General features: G+C 38.2%; 22 protein-coding genes. 9 read left to right on the forward strand and 13 right to left on the reverse strand.

Features of this window, described 5'->3' with window-relative positions:
- Nucleotides 1-48 precede the first annotated feature (48 nt).
- The gene (locus tag BMW39_RS02460) at nt 49-453 is read left to right on the forward strand and encodes an META domain-containing protein (RefSeq protein ID WP_034976910.1); all 405 of its coding nucleotides are present in this window, start codon (nt 49-51) and stop codon (nt 451-453) included.
- 212 nt (nt 454-665) lie between these two features.
- On the opposite strand, the gene BMW39_RS02465 is transcribed toward BMW39_RS02460, so the two are convergent.
- The 4 genes from BMW39_RS02465 to BMW39_RS02480 all read right to left on the reverse strand — a co-directional run bounded on the left by BMW39_RS02465 (nt 666) and on the right by BMW39_RS02480 (nt 3873).
- Nucleotides 666-911: a hypothetical protein gene (locus tag BMW39_RS02465; protein ID WP_028121310.1), complete on the reverse strand. Its 246-nt coding sequence runs from the start codon at nt 909-911 to the stop codon at nt 666-668.
- Between the two features lie 79 nt (nt 912-990).
- Nucleotides 991-2322: a hypothetical protein gene (locus BMW39_RS02470; protein ID WP_034976912.1), complete on the reverse strand. Its 1332-nt coding sequence runs from the start codon at nt 2320-2322 to the stop codon at nt 991-993.
- Between the two features lie 82 nt (nt 2323-2404).
- Nucleotides 2405-2977, reverse strand: coding sequence for a hypothetical protein (locus BMW39_RS02475; protein ID WP_034976913.1), 573 nt, complete (start codon nt 2975-2977; stop codon nt 2405-2407).
- Nucleotides 2978-2982: 5 nt separating this feature from the next.
- Nucleotides 2983-3873: a 3-hydroxyacyl-CoA dehydrogenase family protein gene (locus BMW39_RS02480; protein ID WP_034976914.1), complete on the reverse strand. Its 891-nt coding sequence runs from the start codon at nt 3871-3873 to the stop codon at nt 2983-2985.
- 193 nt (nt 3874-4066) lie between these two features.
- On the opposite strand from BMW39_RS02480, the gene BMW39_RS02485 reads away from it, so the two are divergent.
- Nucleotides 4067-4516, forward strand: coding sequence for a very short patch repair endonuclease (locus BMW39_RS02485; protein WP_034976916.1), 450 nt, complete (start codon nt 4067-4069; stop codon nt 4514-4516).
- Between the two features lie 228 nt (nt 4517-4744).
- Here BMW39_RS02485 and BMW39_RS02490 read toward each other — a convergent pair whose 3' ends face one another.
- From BMW39_RS02490 to BMW39_RS02510, 5 genes are all read right to left on the reverse strand, one after another.
- Nucleotides 4745-5158 carry a hypothetical protein gene (locus BMW39_RS02490; protein ID WP_131474338.1) on the reverse strand — a complete coding sequence of 138 codons (414 nt, stop codon included), beginning with the start codon at nt 5156-5158 and terminating at the stop codon, nt 4745-4747.
- A 30-nt stretch (nt 5159-5188) separates the two neighbouring features.
- Nucleotides 5189-6154, reverse strand: a complete 966-nt coding sequence (locus BMW39_RS02495; protein ID WP_034976919.1) for a Gfo/Idh/MocA family oxidoreductase — start codon at nt 6152-6154, stop codon at nt 5189-5191.
- 370 nt (nt 6155-6524) lie between these two features.
- On the reverse strand, nt 6525-7553 hold the full coding sequence (locus BMW39_RS02500) for a Gfo/Idh/MocA family oxidoreductase (RefSeq protein WP_034976920.1): 1029 nt from the start codon (nt 7551-7553) through the stop codon (nt 6525-6527).
- Nucleotides 7554-7870: 317 nt separating this feature from the next.
- Nucleotides 7871-8695 (reverse strand): SDR family oxidoreductase, encoded by an 825-nt coding sequence (locus BMW39_RS02505; RefSeq protein ID WP_034976921.1) that lies wholly within the window; start codon nt 8693-8695, stop codon nt 7871-7873.
- 113 nt (nt 8696-8808) lie between these two features.
- A complete protein-coding gene (locus BMW39_RS02510) occupies nt 8809-9786 on the reverse strand; it encodes a 3-oxoacyl-ACP synthase III family protein (RefSeq protein WP_034968984.1) in 978 nt (325 codons plus the stop codon).
- A gap of 294 nt (nt 9787-10080) precedes the next feature.
- Between BMW39_RS02510 and BMW39_RS02515 the strand changes: the two genes are divergently transcribed.
- The 3 genes from BMW39_RS02515 (at nt 10081) to mazG (ending at nt 12167) form a co-directional block, all read left to right on the forward strand.
- A complete protein-coding gene (locus BMW39_RS02515) occupies nt 10081-10731 on the forward strand; it encodes a protein-L-isoaspartate(D-aspartate) O-methyltransferase (RefSeq protein WP_034966562.1) in 651 nt (216 codons plus the stop codon).
- Nucleotides 10731-11171 carry a PH domain-containing protein gene (locus BMW39_RS02520; RefSeq protein ID WP_051879982.1) on the forward strand — a complete coding sequence of 147 codons (441 nt, stop codon included), beginning with the start codon at nt 10731-10733 and terminating at the stop codon, nt 11169-11171. Before BMW39_RS02515 ends, BMW39_RS02520 begins: the two co-directional genes overlap by 1 nt.
- A gap of 225 nt (nt 11172-11396) precedes the next feature.
- On the forward strand, nt 11397-12167 hold the full coding sequence (gene mazG, locus BMW39_RS02525) for a nucleoside triphosphate pyrophosphohydrolase (RefSeq protein ID WP_034976922.1): 771 nt from the start codon (nt 11397-11399) through the stop codon (nt 12165-12167).
- Here mazG and BMW39_RS02530 read toward each other — a convergent pair whose 3' ends face one another.
- Entirely contained in the window at nt 12168-12644 is a 477-nt protein-coding gene (locus BMW39_RS02530) for a cupin domain-containing protein (RefSeq protein WP_034976924.1), read from the reverse strand.
- Nucleotides 12645-13640 carry an NADP-dependent oxidoreductase gene (locus tag BMW39_RS02535; protein WP_034976925.1) on the reverse strand — a complete coding sequence of 332 codons (996 nt, stop codon included), beginning with the start codon at nt 13638-13640 and terminating at the stop codon, nt 12645-12647.
- Between the two features lie 91 nt (nt 13641-13731).
- On the opposite strand from BMW39_RS02535, the gene BMW39_RS02540 reads away from it, so the two are divergent.
- The 4 genes from BMW39_RS02540 (at nt 13732) to BMW39_RS02555 (ending at nt 15990) form a co-directional block, all read left to right on the forward strand.
- Nucleotides 13732-14103 carry a winged helix-turn-helix transcriptional regulator gene (locus BMW39_RS02540; RefSeq protein ID WP_034976926.1) on the forward strand — a complete coding sequence of 124 codons (372 nt, stop codon included), beginning with the start codon at nt 13732-13734 and terminating at the stop codon, nt 14101-14103.
- A gap of 81 nt (nt 14104-14184) precedes the next feature.
- Nucleotides 14185-14787 carry a LemA family protein gene (locus tag BMW39_RS02545; protein WP_034976928.1) on the forward strand — a complete coding sequence of 201 codons (603 nt, stop codon included), beginning with the start codon at nt 14185-14187 and terminating at the stop codon, nt 14785-14787.
- Nucleotides 14784-15215, forward strand: a complete 432-nt coding sequence (locus BMW39_RS02550) for a TPM domain-containing protein (RefSeq protein WP_034976930.1) — start codon at nt 14784-14786, stop codon at nt 15213-15215. Before BMW39_RS02545 ends, BMW39_RS02550 begins: the two co-directional genes overlap by 4 nt.
- On the forward strand, nt 15196-15990 hold the full coding sequence (locus BMW39_RS02555; RefSeq protein ID WP_034976932.1) for a TPM domain-containing protein: 795 nt from the start codon (nt 15196-15198) through the stop codon (nt 15988-15990). The genes BMW39_RS02550 and BMW39_RS02555 overlap by 20 nt, the downstream gene beginning before the upstream one ends.
- Before the next feature lie 56 nt (nt 15991-16046).
- Here BMW39_RS02555 and BMW39_RS02560 read toward each other — a convergent pair whose 3' ends face one another.
- Complete coding sequence (locus BMW39_RS02560) at nt 16047-16544, reverse strand: hypothetical protein (protein ID WP_034976934.1); 498 nt, start codon at nt 16542-16544, stop codon at nt 16047-16049.
- A 2-nt stretch (nt 16545-16546) separates the two neighbouring features.
- The gene (locus tag BMW39_RS02565) at nt 16547-17998 is read right to left on the reverse strand and encodes an Ig-like domain-containing protein (RefSeq protein WP_034976936.1); all 1452 of its coding nucleotides are present in this window, start codon (nt 17996-17998) and stop codon (nt 16547-16549) included.
- Between the last annotated feature and the right edge of the window lie 32 nt (nt 17999-18030).

Raw genomic sequence — 18030 nt, forward strand, 5'->3', positions numbered from 1 at the left:
AATTATGTTAAAAAGAAAATCTTATCTTTGGATTATAATTTATATCCAATGAAAAATATTTTTTATACGATCATAATCACGTTGGCAATGGTCTCTTGTACAAGTAGAGTAGGCAACGCTAACAAAGTTGGTAAGAATCAAGCTCCAGTTACGGGAACGCAATGGGTTTTGGCAGACAACATCGCCAGCAAGCCGACCTTGGTGATAGAGGAGAACAGGATCTCTGGAAACGCCGGCTGCAACAATTATTTTTCTGATGCAGTGATCGATACTTCTGCGGGAAACTTCTCTGCAAAGAACATCGGTTCTACAAGAAAAATGTGCAACAACATGACGGCTGAGACCAGCTATATCAGTGTTTTGCAAGAGGTGAACAAATATGTGGTAACAGAAAATACTTTGGAACTTTACAAAGACAATCTACTTTTGTTGAAATTCAACAAGCAGCAATAATCTAAAAATCCATCAAAATTATTTCCCCAACCCTAAAGGGTGTAATTTTGATGGATTTTTTAATTGATTTTTGCTCCCTTTAGGGTTGGGGGAATACAAAAATTAATTAAAAATTTATATTTGAACAAAGGCACTATGCGTATGATCAGTAAAAACTTTTGTGGTTACAAAAAAGCATAAAAAAAGGAACTCAAAACTGAGTTCCTTTTTTATTATTCTTCGTCTTCTTCCTCGTCGTCGTATTTTGCAAGTTCTTCATCACACCATTTGAAGGCTTCTTCCACAACTTTCGTAGCCTCGTTTGCTACAGTTTCTTCGTCGTCTCCTTCCAAGTCATCCAACCATTCTACATCCTCTTCTTCTACGTTTAGGATGAAACGTGGATACTCTGTGTGTACTACAAAAAGATCTTCTGGAAATTCAGAATTGTCGGCTAATAAAAACTTAGGTAATTTCATAATATAAAATTTTAAATAAATCAGAGCATTTTGTGACTGTCACTCTATGGTTCAAAGATAGAAAAATTCCCGAAAACTATTATTGATAATTATTTTTTTTGATCCTCATTTTAGTTTCCACTTTGTGCCTTGTCAAAACGCGCTTCTGCAGCGTATCTTTTGGCTGGAAAGTAATATAGATCTTCGGATTCACCGTGCTGATGAGTTCTGCTGTTTGGATCTCTTCGCTTCCATCATCTTTAATATAGAATTTCAATGTTTCCTCTTTCATGTTTTCTTTTTCAAGGAACTTGCTGATCTCTTTTCTGTTGTCCAGATAAGAACCTTTTGACAACCAAGTGAAAGCAAATCCGGTCATCAAACTCAAAAAAGCGATCGAATAGGTCAAACCATCAAATAGTTGAAATAATTTACTGAAAAATACCAGCCAGATTCCAATAGCAAACGGCGCTAATAATCTGTAATCTATCGCATTCACAGAATAAACATATTGAATGAAATACGAGCAAACAATACAGACAAGAGATGTGATCAAGATGAAGTTCTCAATCTCAGAAAGTTTTGTTTTGATGAATAGAAGCACCATTGCAGTGATTGTCAAAACGCCGATGCCGTAGATTCCATAATTGATGATTCCGCCATTCGGGTCAGCAATGTGGATGAATGGATTGAAACTCGTTGCCAAACCTTGATACAATTCCAAAAGTAGAGTAGGCGTGGATTTCAAACCAATTTCCAGGAAACTATTGACGTAGTTTTCATTAAAATAATCGATGAATAAAAACTTGTAAAAACCATAAAATCCAATGCCGATAATTCCTGAGAACACAAAACTTTTCCAATAGGTTTTTTTATAATTAAGCAAACCGGAAAATGCTGTTCCAAAACACAAGAACAATGCGCTGTAACGGATGTTGATCAATAAAATTAAAATTAAACTTAGAGAGAAAATCGCTTTTTTGGTGGAGATCTTATTATTTAAAATTTGATTCGCAACGTAGAAAAACAGGATCACAAATGGAAGCGTTAAAGCTTCACTCATCGTAAACGAAAAGATACTCACAAAGCTGAAAAGCGCCGATGTGACCAACAATTCTTTGAAGAAAAATCCTTTTTTGTAAGCGAAAAATAAGAGAAAGGTGTAAGCCAAAATCCCGATCAATTTGCTACTCCAAAAATCATCAATCCCAAAATAGGTGAAAAACTTGATGGACAGTGGATAACCCAAAGGCGCGGTCGTATTGTCAATGATCGGAAATATTTCCGATTGCCTCATATATCTGATGGAATCGGGGTTTGTACGACCTTTTTCATTCAGGAGAAATCTCAGGATGATCATTACATAGGTTGTGATCATCAGAAGAAACTGAAGTGTTTTCTCGTACTTTTCGTTTAATTTTATGGAGATCATAGTTTTATTAATAAAAAATGTCAGAATCAAATCTGATCCTGACAAAGTTATAAATCGTAAGCTTAAATTACTAATTAGTTATTTAATCTTTATAAAGCCTTTTTTTCTCCGCCAAATAATAGTTCGAATCTTTCTCCATATAAGTATAGAATTCATCGGTCAAAGTATCGAAATAAGTTTTTGGGAAAACCATTTTCTTTTTGATGGTTGGGATCTTGATAAGTTTCACTTTTTGATTATCAAAGTAATTCCATTCACCGATGTAAGTATTTGTAAGAAGATTCACGCTGGATTCTCCGCTTCCGTCGTTATTTGCTGGTCCGAATTCATAGCGTTCCATTCCAATCAATCTCATCTTTCCGGTTTCTTTTTCGTAGCGGAATTGATAAGCATAGCCTGCTCGCATCTGATTCAGTTTTACTTTGAAACCATGTTTGGTTTTATCAAAAAATATCTCCCCAATATCTTCAAATCCATCCGAAGCCACTTTTTTGAATTTCTGAGAAGAAAGTTCGTAAACCACCGCTCCTATTTTGGAATCCAAATAGAGTTTGTCGGGAATATTATCGCCGTCAAAATCCGCAGAAATTCGATTTTCCTGTGCAAAAATCAAACTTGGAAATAACAGGACAAAGAGAAATTTTTTTGTAAACATTTGGTTTATTTTAAAAACATTTTCGAAACCTTCTCCGCTTTTTTACTTTCGGAATAATCGTAGAAACCTTCTCCGGATTTCACACCTTTTTTGCCGGCCATTACCATATTGACCAAAAGTGGATTTGGCGCATATTTCGGATTTTTGAAACCGTCGTACATTACATTCAAAATAGCAAGACAAACATCAAGCCCGATGAAATCTGCCAATTGCAAAGGTCCCATTGGATGCGCCATTCCGAGTTTCATTACCGTGTCGATTTCTTCTACGCCAGCAACGCCATTGTACAAAGTTTCAATCGATTCGTTGATCATTGGCATCAAGATTCTGTTCGCCACAAATCCAGGATAATCATTCACTTCCACAGGAACTTTCCCCAAAGTTTTTGACATTTCGAAAATCGCATCAAAAGTCTCTTTGGAAGTCGAATAACCTTTGATGATCTCTACCAATTTCATGATTGGAACCGGATTCATAAAGTGCATTCCAATGACTTTTTCTGGGCGTTTTGTCACCGACGCAATTTTGGTAATAGAAATAGACGACGTGTTGGTCGCAAGGATGCAATTCTCTGGAGAAAGAGCATCCATCTCAGCGAATATCTTCAGTTTCAAATCCAGGTTTTCTGTCGCTGCTTCTACGATGAGGTCAGCGTTTGAAACCGCATTTTTCAGTTCTGTGAAGGTTGTAATGTTGCCAATGCTTGTCGCCTTTTCTTCCTCGGTCAGATTTCCTTTGGCGATGATCCGGTCCAGATTCGTAGCGATTGTTTTAAGCGCTCTGTCCAGATTTTCTTGTTTCACGTCCACCAAACTTACTTGGAATCCACTTTGGGCAAAAGTATGGGCAATGCCATTTCCCATAGTTCCTGCGCCAATTACAACGATGTTTTTCATATGATATTAATGTATTTCAAAGGTTTAAGGAAACCTCTTTTATTGGATTGTTTTACTCTTTTGTAAATATATCATAATTTCTGAATTTGGAAAGTGATGTTATTCATATTAGGCTTACAAAATGTCCTGAATTCTATTTGGTCTCGCTTTTGAATTTAACATAATATATTTCGATGTATATAAAGTTCTAATAATGAAGCAGCCTGAAAAATATGTAAGAGACAAACGCTCACCCATTTCTACCAGCGAAACTGTTTCCAGGGTCATGAGCAAGAACAAGGGCAAAAATACCAAACCGGAACTTCTGCTGAGAAAAACGCTTTGGAAAAATGGCGTGCGAGGCTACAGACTTCATCCCAAAAAAGTGCCTGGAAAGCCAGATATTTCTTTTATCTCGAAGAAAGTCGCTGTTTTCGTGAACGGTTGTTTCTGGCACCGATGTCCGCATTGCCAATATAAATTACCAAAAAGCAACAGGGATTTTTGGAAAGATAAATTTGAAAAAAATATCGCACGAGACCTCAAAGCCAATGATAGCTTAAGAGAAATGAATTGGAAAGTTTTAACCATCTGGGAATGCCAGCTGAAAAATCCCGACAAATTGGAAGAAAATGTTGAGAAGATCAAAAATCTCGTCAAATAATTTTCATCAATAATTTCGCGTATATCTTTTCTTTTCCTCAAGAAAGATAGGTTTCGTACTGTTCCTCACTCGGAATGATTTGTAGTCATTTTGCTGCCAATATCTTTGTACTGCTAAAAAAATTTCATATCCTCATCCTCAGACTATTTTCTTCTCCCAATTATGAGGAAAATATCGACGTTTTTTGAGTTCGGATTGCTAAGGATTTAAGAGTCATTTGCAATGTAATTAAAACTTCATAATTTTTCTTTTTCCAATTTTTTTTTGGTAGGGTACAGCTTCTAAATCATCTAGATAAGTTATCATAATTGAGCCTTCTCTAGATTTTTTATACACTTCATTGTAAGCTAATTGTGTTTTTTTTAAACCTTCTTTTAACTTGATTTTTTCATTTGAAGAAAAACTTCTCATATCAATAATAATTGAATATTCGCCTTCTTCTCCACGGCAACAAACATTATAAACAAAAATGTTTTTGATTTTGTGTTGGGTTTTAAAATTTTTCAGAAAACTAACTAATTTTTCTTCAGAAGGAGTTCCGCAACATTTGCTTGAGAAATAAATATCTGCGTACTGATTTTTTTCTTGACCAAATATCATCGAAGAAAATAGAATTGAAAATAATATAATAGTTTTCATCATGCTCAAGATTTAATTTTAATCAATCATCAACTATTTATGTACCAACCTCACAATCTCCAGCGCCACCTTCAAAGCCTCCGTTCCATCTTCCAAAGAAACCTGAACGGGAACATCATACTGGATAGCATTGGCAAAGCTTTCCAATTCATCAAGAATCGCATTATTCGGCTGAATATTCGGATATTCGAAAAGGATTTGGTTTTTCTCGCCTTCTGCATTTTCGATAATCATATCAAAGTCGGACGGGTTTTCCGGCGCCGGTTTCATTCGGATAACCTCAGATTTTTTGTCCAAGAAATCAACAGAAACATAGGCATCTTGTTGGAAAAATCTCGATTTCCGCATCGCTTTCATTGAGATTCTGGACGTTGTCAAATTCGCAACACAACCATTTTCAAACTCAATTCTCGCGTTGCAAATGTCCGGCGTTTTGCTCACAATCGAAACACCGCTGGCGTGAATCAACTTCACTTTCGACTTCACCAGACTCAGCAAAATATCCAAATCGTGAATCATCAAATCCAAAACCACAGAAACATCCGTCCCTCTCGGATTGAATTCCGCAAGTCTATGAATCTCGATGAACATTGGATTTTTAATGTAATCTTTGGCACCAATAAAAGCTGGATTATAACGTTCAACGTGACCAACTTGCGCCTTGATTCCAAATTCGTTGCATTTCTGAAGAATTTCTTCCGCCTGTTCCAGCGTTTGCGTCACCGGTTTTTCAATGAAAAAATGGATGCCTTTTTCAATCGCTTTCAATGCGTAATCATAATGGTAAAGCGTTGGCGTCACAATATCCAACATTTCGATTTCGTTCAAAAGTTCTTCCAAACTTTCAAAATATTTATAACCGAATTCCGCTTCCAGTTTTCGGCCGTTTTCTGCGTCTTTGTCGTGGAAACCAACGAGTTCGTACTTTTCAGATTGATTCAACAATCGCAAATGGATTTTCCCCAAATGTCCCGCGCCCACAAGTCCGGCTTTTATCATAGCTAATTTTTCTTAAAGACGTAAATTTAAGAATTATCACCAACCAACATAAAAAAAGACCCAGAATTTTTAAACTTTCTGAGTCTTGTCATTTTAAATATGATTTGGGCAGCTTTTCCGCCTTCCACTCCCGCTTTTTTTTCATTGCGATTGAGGGTTTGTCAATCAATAGAACTTTACAATTCTCGCAATGAAAAAAAGAGCTCCGTTCAAGTCGGGCTGCAGATTCTACATCAAAATAAGATTTGTCATAATCACAACGTTTGTCATTCTGAAAGTATCTAAACTAAGCTGTCGAGATTCTTTCAGAATAACAATATTGTAAAAATTAATATTAAATGTCACACTGAGCGGAGTCGAAGTCTCTTTTTTACAAAACAACAACTTCACCCTTCTCAGAACTTTCCTTCGCCGCCTCAATCACTTTCATCGTCTGATAAGCTTGTTTCGCAGTCACGGGAACTTTCTTATCGTTCACAATCGCCTCATAAAGGTCATCACAAAAGTTAAGATAATTCCCTTGAAAAGTAGGGAAGTGGACAACTCTGCCATTGTAAACCAAAAGTCCGGTTTTTTCTTCCGGCTCCGTTCCCCAATTCTCGCGATTCGGAACTTTTCCCAATTTCAATTCATCTTCTTGCACGTCGCCACGATGTTTTAGGAAACTTCCTTTCTTGCCGTGGAAAACATAAGCTGGCGTTGGTTCTTTCACGAAGTAACTGGATTTCAATCTCACGCGTTTGTCCGAATAATAAAGCAAAATATCAAAATAATCATCAATCTGCGTATTCTCTCTTGTCCTTCTGATGTCTGCAAAAACTTTCTCAGGATAACCAAACAAAGTCAAAGCCTGGTCGATGATGTGCGAACCCAAATCCATCAAAATGCTTGCGCCTGGATTTCCATTTTCCTTCCACGCTTTCGGGCTCAGTTCCGGATTGTATCTTTCAAAACGGATTTCTGCTTCCACGATTTCGCCAAGATAATCCTCATCCAAAACCTTTTTCACAGTTTTGAAATCGCTGTCATATCGTCGGTTTTGATAAACGCAGAGTTTCAGTTTTTTCTCTTTGGCAAGTTTGTGCAATTCCTCAGCTTCTTCAGAAGTTGTGGTAAAAGCTTTCTCCACCAAAGCATTTTTCCCAGCTTCCAAAACTTTCTTTGTGAATTCGAAATGTGTGTCGATTGGCGTATTCACGACAACTAATTCCGCATCGCTTTTCAGAACGGCTTCGAGAGAATCAAAGCTCGTGACTTCTGGATAATCTTGCTGGATTAATTTCTTGCTTCGTTCGTAAGCGCCCAATAATTCGTAACCTTCGTGAACTTCGAAAAACGGTGCGTGAAACAATTTCCCCGAACCGCCGTAAGCCAACAAAGCTGTTTTTATTTTTCTCATAAAATTTTTACAATTAATTTGAAATAATTTCTGTCTTGCAAAGTCGCAATAAATTTAAAATAAAACCATAAAAGTCACAGAAAATTAAAATAAAATCTCGCAGACTAAGCTGATTTTGCAGACTAAATTTTATAAATCCGCTCAATCCGCCAAATCTGCGAGACATTTGTTATTAAACTTAATATAGATAAGGCTTCGAGAGCCTCAGCCTGACATCGCTGAAAACAAACAGTTAGTAATTAGATTTGTCGCTCTGAGCGGATTCGAAGACCTTCAAAACTCTAAGACTCTAAAACTCTCAAACTCTCAAACCCAAATTATCCCATAATATGAAAACCACCATCCACGTGACGGATTTCGCCAGTAATTCTCGTTTCTTTTCGGAAAAGATGAACAATCTCGTGAGCCAAATCTTCCGGCAATGCATTTCCAAGCGGACTGATTCTGTCAGCTCGTTCCACATCTTCAACTTTCAACGTTGCATTTCCGGCTTTGCTTCCCATATAAGGTGAGAATCTAATAGCGTTGGCGCGGATTCCGTATTCTTTTCCCAATTCATAAGCCATTTCAATCGTTAGCCTTTCGAGCGCCGCTTTTGCAATACTCATATTGATGTAAGGGAAAAACGAAACTTTTTCTGCCGCGATATAACTCAACGAGACAATCGACGAACCTCTTTGCAAAACACCATTGGACAACAATGCGTGACACAACGAAATCAATGAAAACGCCGAAACATTCATCGTATCATTGAATTCCTCAGCTGTTACTTCCAGCATCGGTTTTACAGATTTGTTTCGGATGGTTTTGTCCATCGCAATCGCGTGTAGAAATCCATTCAGTTGAATATTTTTATTTTTTAAATCTTCGGCAAGGAATTTTAAACTTTCCGGAAGCGTCACATCCAAAGGCGCGGTGTAAACATCATTTCCCAAAACTTTCTTACAAGCCGATTCAAAATCCTCGTAGTTTTTATTGAGAAATCCAGCTGCTTTTTCCGAAAGATTGTTGTGGAAAGGTGTCACGCCCAAACCTGTGCAAACGACTTTTCCGTTGTTTTCTAATATTTTCTCAGCGGTTTTCATCGCCAAAGAATTTTCATCTGCAATTCCTGTAATTAGGAAAGTTTGATTTTCTAACATTTTTGTTGATACTTTAAGATTATAGACGAATAGATTATAGACCTTATAATCTTGTCTGATTTTATTTTAATAATCAAATTATCATTTATCAATCATCATTTATCAATCATCATTTATGCCTTATAAAGCGCAGTTCCCCAAGTCCAGCCTGAACCAACCGCTGCAAAAAGCAAGATGTTTCCAGATTTTACTTTTCCACTTTTGTAGGTTTCATCAAGGACGATTGGGATTGTTCCGCCAGAAGTGTTGGCGTATTTGTCCATATTCGTCATCACTTTTTCGAAAGGAATGTTGGTTTTTCTGGCGGTTTCCTGAAGGATTCTGATGCTTGGCTGATGCGGGATTACCCAATCTACATTATCAGAAGTCATTTTGTTTGCTTCTAAGATTTCGTCGATGGTTTCTGGTAAAACTCTAGTTGCCGTTTCGAAAACCTCTTTGCCGTTCATTTGGAAATAGTGAAGTTTTTGCTTCAAAGTTTCTTCGGATGCCGGCATTTCTGAACCTCCAGCCGGAATATTAAAATGGTATTTTCCAGTTCCGTCCGCGTGCAATTTGAAATCGAAAAAGCCTTTGTCTTCCGTTGTTGCGGACAACAAAATCGCGCCTGCGCCGTCTCCAAAGAAAACAGAATCTTTTCTTTCCCAATCGGTAATTGTTGAAAAAGTATCCGCTCCAATGACCAAAACATTCTTATACATTCCGGTTTCGATAAATTGACAGCCAATCGCAATTCCGTAAAGTCCGCCCGAGCAAACTGCCGAAATATCAAAAGCAACGGCTTGTGGCGCATTCATTTTTTCTTGCACGAAACACGCTGTTGATGGCGCTTGTCTATCTGGCGTTGAAGTTGCGACGATTATTAAATCAATATTTTCTGGTTTTACATCTGTGTTTTCCAAAGCTTTGAGTCCGGCTTTGTAGGCCAAATCGCTGGTCACTTCGCCTTCTGCGATTCTGCGTTCTCTGATTCCGAGATTCTTGAAAATCCATTCGTCGGACGAACCTACTTTTTCGAAAAATTCATTTTTTAAAATTTTTGGTGGAACGTACGAGCCTGTTCCTTTAATGTAAGCTCTTATTTTCTGCATAACATCCATTCGTTCATTCAATTAATTAAAAGTTTATTTAAATATTTGGTAAAAAAACAATCAAATTTATAAAGTTTATTCTGAATTGGGATTAAATTTTTAATAAATGTTGAAAATTATGATTCTTGTTTGGATTTTAAATTTATCCTTCGGAAATTGCAAGTTATAATAGTTAATTCCATAAAACGGAAAGGCTTCGACTCCGCTCAGCCTGACATCGCTCTAGTAATAGCTTAAGTATTAGAGTTGTCACACTGAGCGGAGTCGAAGTGCCAATTAAAAAGCAATTAGTAAATGAGAGATACTTACGTTCACAAAGGGAAAAGAAAACAATTAATGGATTATCTTCATCAGAAGATTGGAATCACTGACGGTTTTGTTTTGTCTGCGATGAACGAGGTTCCAAGGCATCTTTTCATCGAAAGTGTTTTCGAGGATTATGCGTACGAAGACCGGGCTTTCCCGATTTTGGCGAAGCAGACGATTTCTCATCCTTCAACCGTTGCGGAACAAACCGAATTGTTGGAAGTTGAAGAAGGCGAAAAAATCCTGGAGATTGGAACTGGTTGCGGTTATCAGACAGCGGTTCTCATCAAAATGAAGGCCTTGGTTTACACTATTGAACGTCAAAAAGACCTGTTCGATTTTTCTCATAAACTTTTCAGAGAATTGGATTTGCGTCCGAAGTTCCAGAGTTTCGGCGATGGCTTTGCGGGTTTGCCGACGTTTGCGCCTTTTGACAAAGTCTTGGTAACTTGTGGTGCGGAAGTTCTCCCCACCGAATTGTTGAAACAATTGAAAGTCGGAGGAAAGATGGTGATTCCGCTCGGAAAAACCGATGAACAGATTCTTTACCGATTTACGAAGATTTCGGATACGCAGTTTGAGAAAGAGGAATTTGGGGTTTACAAGTTTGTTCCGATGTTGCAAAATAAATCACACTGATGAAAATTTGCAAGAGCAGAAGAGACTGGATTTATGGTTCTATATTTTTAGGAATCACTTTGCTTTTTGTTGCTATTTTGGTTTCATCTTATTTTGACAGCGACTTTTGGGATTGGATGTGGATGGTATTTATTTTAGTTGGAATCGATTTGATAATCTTAATCAACTTTTTTTTTATAAAGACTACAATAAAAGATGAAGAACTGATTGTAAGCGTCATCTATAATGTTTTCAGGATTGATATTTTTAAAATCACGAAAATCAGAATTGGTGAGACGATGTGGAGCGGTTTTCACAAATGTGGAACTGCAACGGGCGGACTGATTATCTTTTCGAAAAATAAAAACGACCTTTACATTACCCCAGAAAATCAAGATGAATTTTTGAAGGAATTGCTGAAAGTGAATAGTCATATCATCATTGAAGATGTGAGAAAATAGTTGATGGTGGTTAGTTGAAAGGTTGATGGAAATTGACTTTGAAAGACAAATGTTGAACGTTGCGAAGCGCAGCCCGACTTGAGCGGAAATCCTTTTTTGCTTCTTCTCAGTTTCTATTGAACTAGAAATGTTGTGCAAAAAAGATTGGGAGCGGAAGGCGGATTAAGCTGCCCAAATAAAATAGAGTAGAATTAATAATCATTTATCAAATATCATTCATCATTTATGAACACACGAGAGGAAAAAATGGAGGCTTTTGGAAGGCTTCTCGATATAATGGATGATTTGCGGGAAAAATGTCCTTGGGACAGGAAGCAGACATTGGAAAGCTTGCGCCATCTGACGCTTGAGGAAACTTATGAATTGTCTGATGCGATTCTGAACAATGACCTTTTGGAAATCAAGAAAGAGATTGGCGATGTGCTGTTGCATTTGGTTTTCTATGCGAAAATCGGTTCTGAGAAAGAGAGTTTTGATATTGCTGATGTCATCAATTCTTTGAATGAGAAATTGATTTTCCGTCATCCACATATTTATGGCGACTCTGTTGCGGAAGATGAGGAAGCGGTGAAGCAAAATTGGGAAAAACTGAAATTGAAGGAAGGGAATAAGTCTGTTCTAGAAGGTGTTCCGAAGAGTTTGCCTCCGATTATCAAAGCTTACAGGATTCAGGATAAAGTGAAAGGAATTGGTTTTGAGTTTGATTCTGCGGAAGATGCCTGGGTGAAAGTGGAAGAGGAGCTGGAGGAATTTCACGCGGAAACTGAGACTGATAAAAAGGAGCAGGAGTTGGGCGATGTGTTTTTTTCTTTGATTAATTATGCGAGAATTTCGGGCTTGAATGCGGATACAGCTTTGGAACGAACGAATTCTAAATTCATTTCCAGATTTCAGAAAATGGAGGAGATTGCGAGGTCGAAAAATCTGAATCTTGCCGATTTGAATCTGGAAAAAATGGATGAGCTTTGGGAAGAAGCTAAGGTTTTTGATAAATAATTATTCAGCATCAATCAAAACTGCCAATTGGATACAGTTTTCATCAGAACGGTTACTCCAAGCGTGATTCGTTCCGGTTTGGATGACAATATCGCCAGCTTGCAAAAGCGTTTCGTCTGTATCGGTAATCAGAAAAATTTCTCCCGACAAAATAATGATATAATCCAGACTTTTGGTTTGGTGCATCAATGGATGAGGTTGTCCAGCAGGCGCTTCGATTCCCAGTTTTTCGTCTGGCGGAATCTGGACGTAGCGGAAGTAAGTTCCATTTTTGATGACACTTGGGATTGCGGAATTTTCTATTGGTTTTTCTTGTTCAAAACTTGCAGGCATTTTGCTGGTTTGCCAAACGTCAGAAATGATTAATCCAGGAAAATGTTCTGAGACATTGGTGATGATTTCGTCTTTTGCAATGTAAGATTTTCCGCCTTTTGTTCCTGTGATGATTCTTCTTGGAATTGCTTTGATGTTGCTCATTTATTCTTGATTTTGCATTATTAATTTTTTGCCTTGCGTTTGATTGCTTTTTAGTAATTGCTGCGCATTTTCAGCAGTTTCGGCAGAAAGTCCACCTACAATTTTGATTGGTAAAGGTTTGACTTTTCCATCCTCGATGTATTGTTTGATTTGATTGAGAGATGTTCTGAAATGTTCGTAATTTTTCTCTTTTGCATAAATAAAATTTGAAATATTAAGAATCGTTGCGCCAACTCCGAAGAGTGAATCGTTGGCTTTTGGTGTGATGAAATGGGTCACGTTGGCGTAGATTCCGTTGGCTTTCAAAACGTCGGCGGAGATTTCTGATAATTGATGTCCTACTGCATCAATGACCAAATCGAATTTCTGATTTTGATTGATTTCTAAAATTTTCTCAGCTAAATCATCTTGTTTGTAATCGACAATTTGATTTTCATTAATGCTAATCTCAATTAATTGATTAATGCTTTCTTGATTGCCAGCTGTGACAATAATTTTCTTATTTAAATTTCCTAAAATCAATCTCAAAATAAAATTCCCAACGCCGCCAGAAGCTCCGGTTATAAGAACACTTTCTATTTGATTCCAATCAACGCGATTGAAAATTTGCAGAGCAGTAATTCCGATAGAAGGCAAACCAGCTGCTTCTTCAAAACTGATTGAAGTTGGTTTTTTCGCAACAATGCCTTGTGGCAAAATAATTTCTTCAGCATAAGTTCCGTTGCTTCCCATACTTCCGCAAACGAAAAAAACTTCATCACCAATCGTCAAATCGGTCACATTCTTTCCAATTTCGACGATTATTCCGGAACCTTCTCTTCCAAGGATATTAGAAAATAAGTATTTCTTTTCGTGTTCATTTTCCCGCATCTGATAATCGATGGGATTGAAGCCAGACGCGATGATTTTGATTCGGACTTCATCTGGATTTATTGGTCTTAGCGTGACGGTTTCGTCTTTAAGCTGATTGTTGTCGTCTAGAATAATAGCTTTCATATTACTTTATTTTAATACAAAGTTATTGGTAAAAAGCTTTAATTTTGTTAGTAGTTAACCAAAGGTTACTAGTTACCTTAATGAAATCGATATGAGTAAAATTGTTGTAAATAATATAGAAAGAGAAGCAACTTGCGGTGAAGAACTGATGGCGATGAGAGATTGTCTGGATATTCTGGGCGGCAAGTGGAAGCTGATGATATTGAGATATTTGACCAATCGGGAACATCAAAAGTTGCATTTCAAAAAACTTCAACGCGAAATTAATGGAATCTCCGCCAAGATGCTCAGTAAGGAATTGAAAGAATTGGAAACCAATCTTCTCATCACCAGAACTGTCGAAGATGACACGCAAATAATGGTTTTCTACGCCATTACGGAATACGGTAAAAGCGTCACGCCACTTACAGAAAATCTCGTCCGATGGGGAATCAAACACAGGAAAAAGATTATTGAAGGTTAATGCCAATATCCATAAAAATTAATTTTAAGATTGCATTTAATTTGTATATTTGATTAATTAACAATTATAAAAACATAAAATATGAGAGGTAAAGGTTGCCTGGTTGTCGGTGTCGCATTATTGGTCATCGCAGCATTAGTTTTCTTTTGGGGATCTGGAAGATATAATTCTATGGTTCAAGCGAATAATGACGTTCTGGAAAAATGGGCGAATGTAGAGACCGTGTATCAGAAACGTGCGAACTTGATCCCGAATCTTGAAAGAACGGTAAAATCTTACGCAAAATTTGAGCAGGAAACATTGACTCAAGTGGTAGAAGCGAGAGCAAAAGCAACTTCTGTGAATGTGGACCCAACGAATATGACAGAAGCGGATATGGCAAAATTCCAGCAGGCTCAAAGCCAATTGAGTGGTGCGCTAGGAAAATTATTGGTCGTGGTTGAGAAATATCCTGACCTGAAAGCTGATCAGCAATATATCAATTTCCAAAGAGAATATACTGCGATTGAGAACAGCATTCGTTCAGAAACCGTTTACTACAATGGTTCTGTGAAAGGTTTCAACAATTTGGTTGAAAGTTTTCCTGGAAATATCGTAGCGGCATTTTTTCCAAAATTCCAACCTAAACCAACATTCAAAGCAACAGAAGGCGCACAAAATGCACCAAGTGTTTTCTCAGAATAATGAATCATTTTCTTACAAATACAGAGATGGCTTCCCTCGTGGAAGCCATCAAAATAGCTGAAGATCACTCCTCGGGAGAAATTCGTGTGCATATCGATTCGACCTCCGAAACCAACTTTGCAGAGAAGGCTTTTGGCATCTTCAAATCTTTGGATATGCATTTGACCAAGGAAAGAAATGCCGTTCTATTCTATGTGAATTTTGAACAGCATTACCTCACGATCATTGGCGACGAAGGCATTCACAAAAAAGTGAAACAATCTTTTTGGGACACGATCCATGATGAGATCACAGCTGAGTTTGCTAAAGAAAATTATTACAACGGACTGAAACAAGCCATCCTGAAAACAGGCTTCGAACTGAAAAAATATTTCCCTGTAATTGGGGAAAATATCAATGAACTATCCAATGATATCAGCTTCTCTTAAACGATATACGTTCGTATTATTCCTGCTCTTTGGTTTATTTGTCAAAGCTCAACTTGTGCCCGAGAAACCAGCGGTACTTTATCCAGTTTATGATAAAGCCAATTTGCTTTCGGAAAGTGAAAAGGAGACGCTCAATCAAAAACTGATCAAATTTTCTGATTCTACTTCTACAGAGATCGAAGTTATCATTCTACCAACCACCAATGGAGAAGATGTCAATTATCTTGCGACAATGTATGGACAGAAATGGGGAATCGGACAAAAAGGTGTTGATAATGGCGTTGTGTTCTTAATTGCAACGGAGGACAGGAAATTTTCTATTCAGCAAGGTCGAGCCGTTGAACAGTTTTTGACAGCGTCAGTTGCAGGCCAAATTTTAGATTACTTGGTGATGCCAAGTTTCAAAAAAGGCGAATGGTACAATGGCATAGACCGTGGAACTTCTGCAATAATGGAAGCCGTTCAGGGGAAATTCAAACCAATCGTCAAAAAACAGAACAAAGATGGCGGTATCAGTATTGGCTCACTTGTGTTGATTGTCATTATTATCATTATTTTGATAAGCATAATGACCAAGAATAACCGAGGTAACGATGACGACGATGATTACACGCTTTCCCGAAAAGGTAGCCGAAGATACGGCGGCGGATTCTTCCCATTCCCAGGCAGTTTTGGCGGTGGTGGGTTTGGTGGCGGAAGCAGCGGTGGCGGCGGTTTCGGTGGCTTTGGCGGCGGCGGAAGTTTCGGCGGTGGCGGTGCTTCTGGAGGCTGGTAAACTAATTAAGCTTAAAAATATTCAAGTCAAAATTCAGCGATGGATTTTGACTTTTTTTATCTCCAGAAATTCCAAACCTTACCATCAAATACAGCAACTGATTTGGAAACCGTGTCGTAGCAGATCATACCTGGGTAAGGACTTCTGACGTTGGTCTGTGGTGAGGCGACCTTTGGCAAGACCAATGCTTTGTCTGTGGCTTCCAAGACTAGAACGCCACTTGCTGAAGAAGTATTACTGCCGATGATGACGCCATTTCCAACTTCGGAACTTGTGTTCTGAGCTATTTTTGAAAGGTCTCCAGGATTCGTCAGGTCAACCCAAATATTGTTTTGTCTCATTTTTACTTTGAGGTCTGACCGGTCTACAACGAAGGTTCCATTTGCTGGGTTTGTAGGTAAGCTGGAAACAGCAGAAAGGATGAGTCCGTTGGTAGTGCCTGTAGCAAAATCCAAAATGGCACCACTGCTAGTAGGTGCTTTGCTGATGGCAACTTGTGATTTATAATTTTGAAAGCTTATAAAAATCGAAAATATTAAAATGGTTCTCTTCATTATCAATCAATGCAAATTCTTTGAATACAACGCCACGTCGTACCATTGTAAAGTTTAATACAGTTATCTGTCGTGTCGTAGATCAGCATTCCTTCCACAAGATTTGCGGTCGGAATTGATGCGGCTGTGGTTCTGGTGATCACCAAGCCTTTGTTTTGAGATTCCAGTGCAATGAATCCATTCGGAATACTAGTTGGCCAGGTAGGTGCTGCAGAGGCTTGGGTATTGATTCCGACCCTTGTGGTATTGGTGCTTGCTGCGGTATTGAATGGCTTCGTACAATAACCGCCAGGGATAGTTACGGTCACAATGGCATTATCACATTGGATCCCATCACAGATCTGATAGGAAAAAGTGATGACACTATTGCTCTGAGTGCCTGCTGCTGCAGTGTAAATGATATTATTGCCAGATACCACAGCTGTTCCTTCGGCCGGTGGCGTGTAGATTGTCAGCGTCACAGGATTGGACGAATTATAAAGGTCATTGTTCAAAACCGGGATTGTGACGGAAGTATTTGGATTGGTCGTTGCAGAATCATCATTAGCTAAGAAAAAGTCGAAGGTCTCTTCGTTATAAGCTAATATGCCTGGATCACTTTGTCCATTGAAACGATATTTGAAGGTCTTTACCGAAGCGGAATTTGTCGTATTGATACCAAAAGAAGTGATGTCTGTCGCAAACAAACGGATGTCTCTCACGCCATTGGTGTTCCAAACGGGTGTGTTTTGTTTGATCTCATAGAAGTCCATATTCCATTTGCCAACGGAAGGATTTTGTGTGTTGGACGAAAAGGTGATAGCAATATTATTACCCACCATCACGCCATTGGCATCTTCAAACCAGGCTTCATCAAAACCAGTGGTTCCAGCATCTGCCTGCTGTGTGAAGAACATATCTGGAATCCCATCATTGATCTTTGTCGCATCCATAGGGAATTGTAAAGTGAACTCCAAAGGTATGGAGGAGGGAACGTTGGTCAAAGCAGAGCCAAGTCCCATGCCTTGCAAACCTCTGTTCAATGCGAGGGAAATTTTGTAATCAGGAAAAGTAAACGGTGGCTTTAGAGCTTGGTTGGTATTTCCATCAATGGCCGATGCAAAGGCAAATAAGAAAGGTCCTCCAGGTCCAGAAGTTGGTTCACCAGCAGCATTTCCAGGGAATTTGACATCTTTGATCGGCAGCGATCGGTATCTTGTGTTTTGAAATGCAACACCATTTGTGGTTAAGATAGAGTTGTTGACACCTGTAGAATAGACTCTTGTTGTAGTGCCATTGTTATATCGGAAACCCAAAAGTTCGCAATCGTTATTGATTGGAACAGAGGTCATTCCGCTATTCCAATAACCATTGAAATTACTGTAAATGTAATCTACCCTTTGAGAGAATGCAAATGAAGATAAGGCTAAACAAAAAAGAATTAATGCGAAAAGATTTGTTTTTTTAGAGATCATCTATTTTAATTAAACAGGTAGTGGTTTAATAT

It is taken from the genome of Epilithonimonas lactis, assembly GCF_900110605.1.
Lineage (GTDB): Bacteria > Bacteroidota > Bacteroidia > Flavobacteriales > Weeksellaceae > Epilithonimonas > Epilithonimonas lactis.

What these genes read in the sequence shown, in the direction of transcription:
- BMW39_RS02460 (WP_034976910.1), top strand. Translation starts at nt 49, where the DNA reads ATGAAAAATATTTTTTATACGATCATAATCACGTTGGCAATGGTCTCT.
- BMW39_RS02465 (WP_028121310.1), bottom strand. Translation starts at nt 911, where the DNA reads ATGAAATTACCTAAGTTTTTATTAGCCGACAATTCTGAATTTCCAGAA.
- BMW39_RS02470 (WP_034976912.1), bottom strand. Translation starts at nt 2,322, where the DNA reads ATGATCTCCATAAAATTAAACGAAAAGTACGAGAAAACACTTCAGTTT.
- BMW39_RS02475 (WP_034976913.1), bottom strand. Translation starts at nt 2,977, where the DNA reads ATGTTTACAAAAAAATTTCTCTTTGTCCTGTTATTTCCAAGTTTGATT.
- BMW39_RS02480 (WP_034976914.1), bottom strand. Translation starts at nt 3,873, where the DNA reads ATGAAAAACATCGTTGTAATTGGCGCAGGAACTATGGGAAATGGCATT.
- BMW39_RS02485 (WP_034976916.1), top strand. Translation starts at nt 4,067, where the DNA reads ATGAAGCAGCCTGAAAAATATGTAAGAGACAAACGCTCACCCATTTCT.
- BMW39_RS02490 (WP_131474338.1), bottom strand. Translation starts at nt 5,158, where the DNA reads ATGATGAAAACTATTATATTATTTTCAATTCTATTTTCTTCGATGATA.
- BMW39_RS02495 (WP_034976919.1), bottom strand. Translation starts at nt 6,154, where the DNA reads ATGATAAAAGCCGGACTTGTGGGCGCGGGACATTTGGGGAAAATCCAT.
- BMW39_RS02500 (WP_034976920.1), bottom strand. Translation starts at nt 7,553, where the DNA reads ATGAGAAAAATAAAAACAGCTTTGTTGGCTTACGGCGGTTCGGGGAAA.
- BMW39_RS02505 (WP_034976921.1), bottom strand. Translation starts at nt 8,695, where the DNA reads ATGTTAGAAAATCAAACTTTCCTAATTACAGGAATTGCAGATGAAAAT.
- BMW39_RS02510 (WP_034968984.1), bottom strand. Translation starts at nt 9,786, where the DNA reads ATGCAGAAAATAAGAGCTTACATTAAAGGAACAGGCTCGTACGTTCCA.
- BMW39_RS02515 (WP_034966562.1), top strand. Translation starts at nt 10,081, where the DNA reads ATGAGAGATACTTACGTTCACAAAGGGAAAAGAAAACAATTAATGGAT.
- BMW39_RS02520 (WP_051879982.1), top strand. Translation starts at nt 10,731, where the DNA reads ATGAAAATTTGCAAGAGCAGAAGAGACTGGATTTATGGTTCTATATTT.
- mazG (WP_034976922.1), top strand. Translation starts at nt 11,397, where the DNA reads ATGAACACACGAGAGGAAAAAATGGAGGCTTTTGGAAGGCTTCTCGAT.
- BMW39_RS02530 (WP_034976924.1), bottom strand. Translation starts at nt 12,644, where the DNA reads ATGAGCAACATCAAAGCAATTCCAAGAAGAATCATCACAGGAACAAAA.
- BMW39_RS02535 (WP_034976925.1), bottom strand. Translation starts at nt 13,640, where the DNA reads ATGAAAGCTATTATTCTAGACGACAACAATCAGCTTAAAGACGAAACC.
- BMW39_RS02540 (WP_034976926.1), top strand. Translation starts at nt 13,732, where the DNA reads ATGAGTAAAATTGTTGTAAATAATATAGAAAGAGAAGCAACTTGCGGT.
- BMW39_RS02545 (WP_034976928.1), top strand. Translation starts at nt 14,185, where the DNA reads ATGAGAGGTAAAGGTTGCCTGGTTGTCGGTGTCGCATTATTGGTCATC.
- BMW39_RS02555 (WP_034976932.1), top strand. Translation starts at nt 15,196, where the DNA reads ATGATATCAGCTTCTCTTAAACGATATACGTTCGTATTATTCCTGCTC.
- BMW39_RS02560 (WP_034976934.1), bottom strand. Translation starts at nt 16,544, where the DNA reads ATGAAGAGAACCATTTTAATATTTTCGATTTTTATAAGCTTTCAAAAT.
- BMW39_RS02565 (WP_034976936.1), bottom strand. Translation starts at nt 17,998, where the DNA reads ATGATCTCTAAAAAAACAAATCTTTTCGCATTAATTCTTTTTTGTTTA.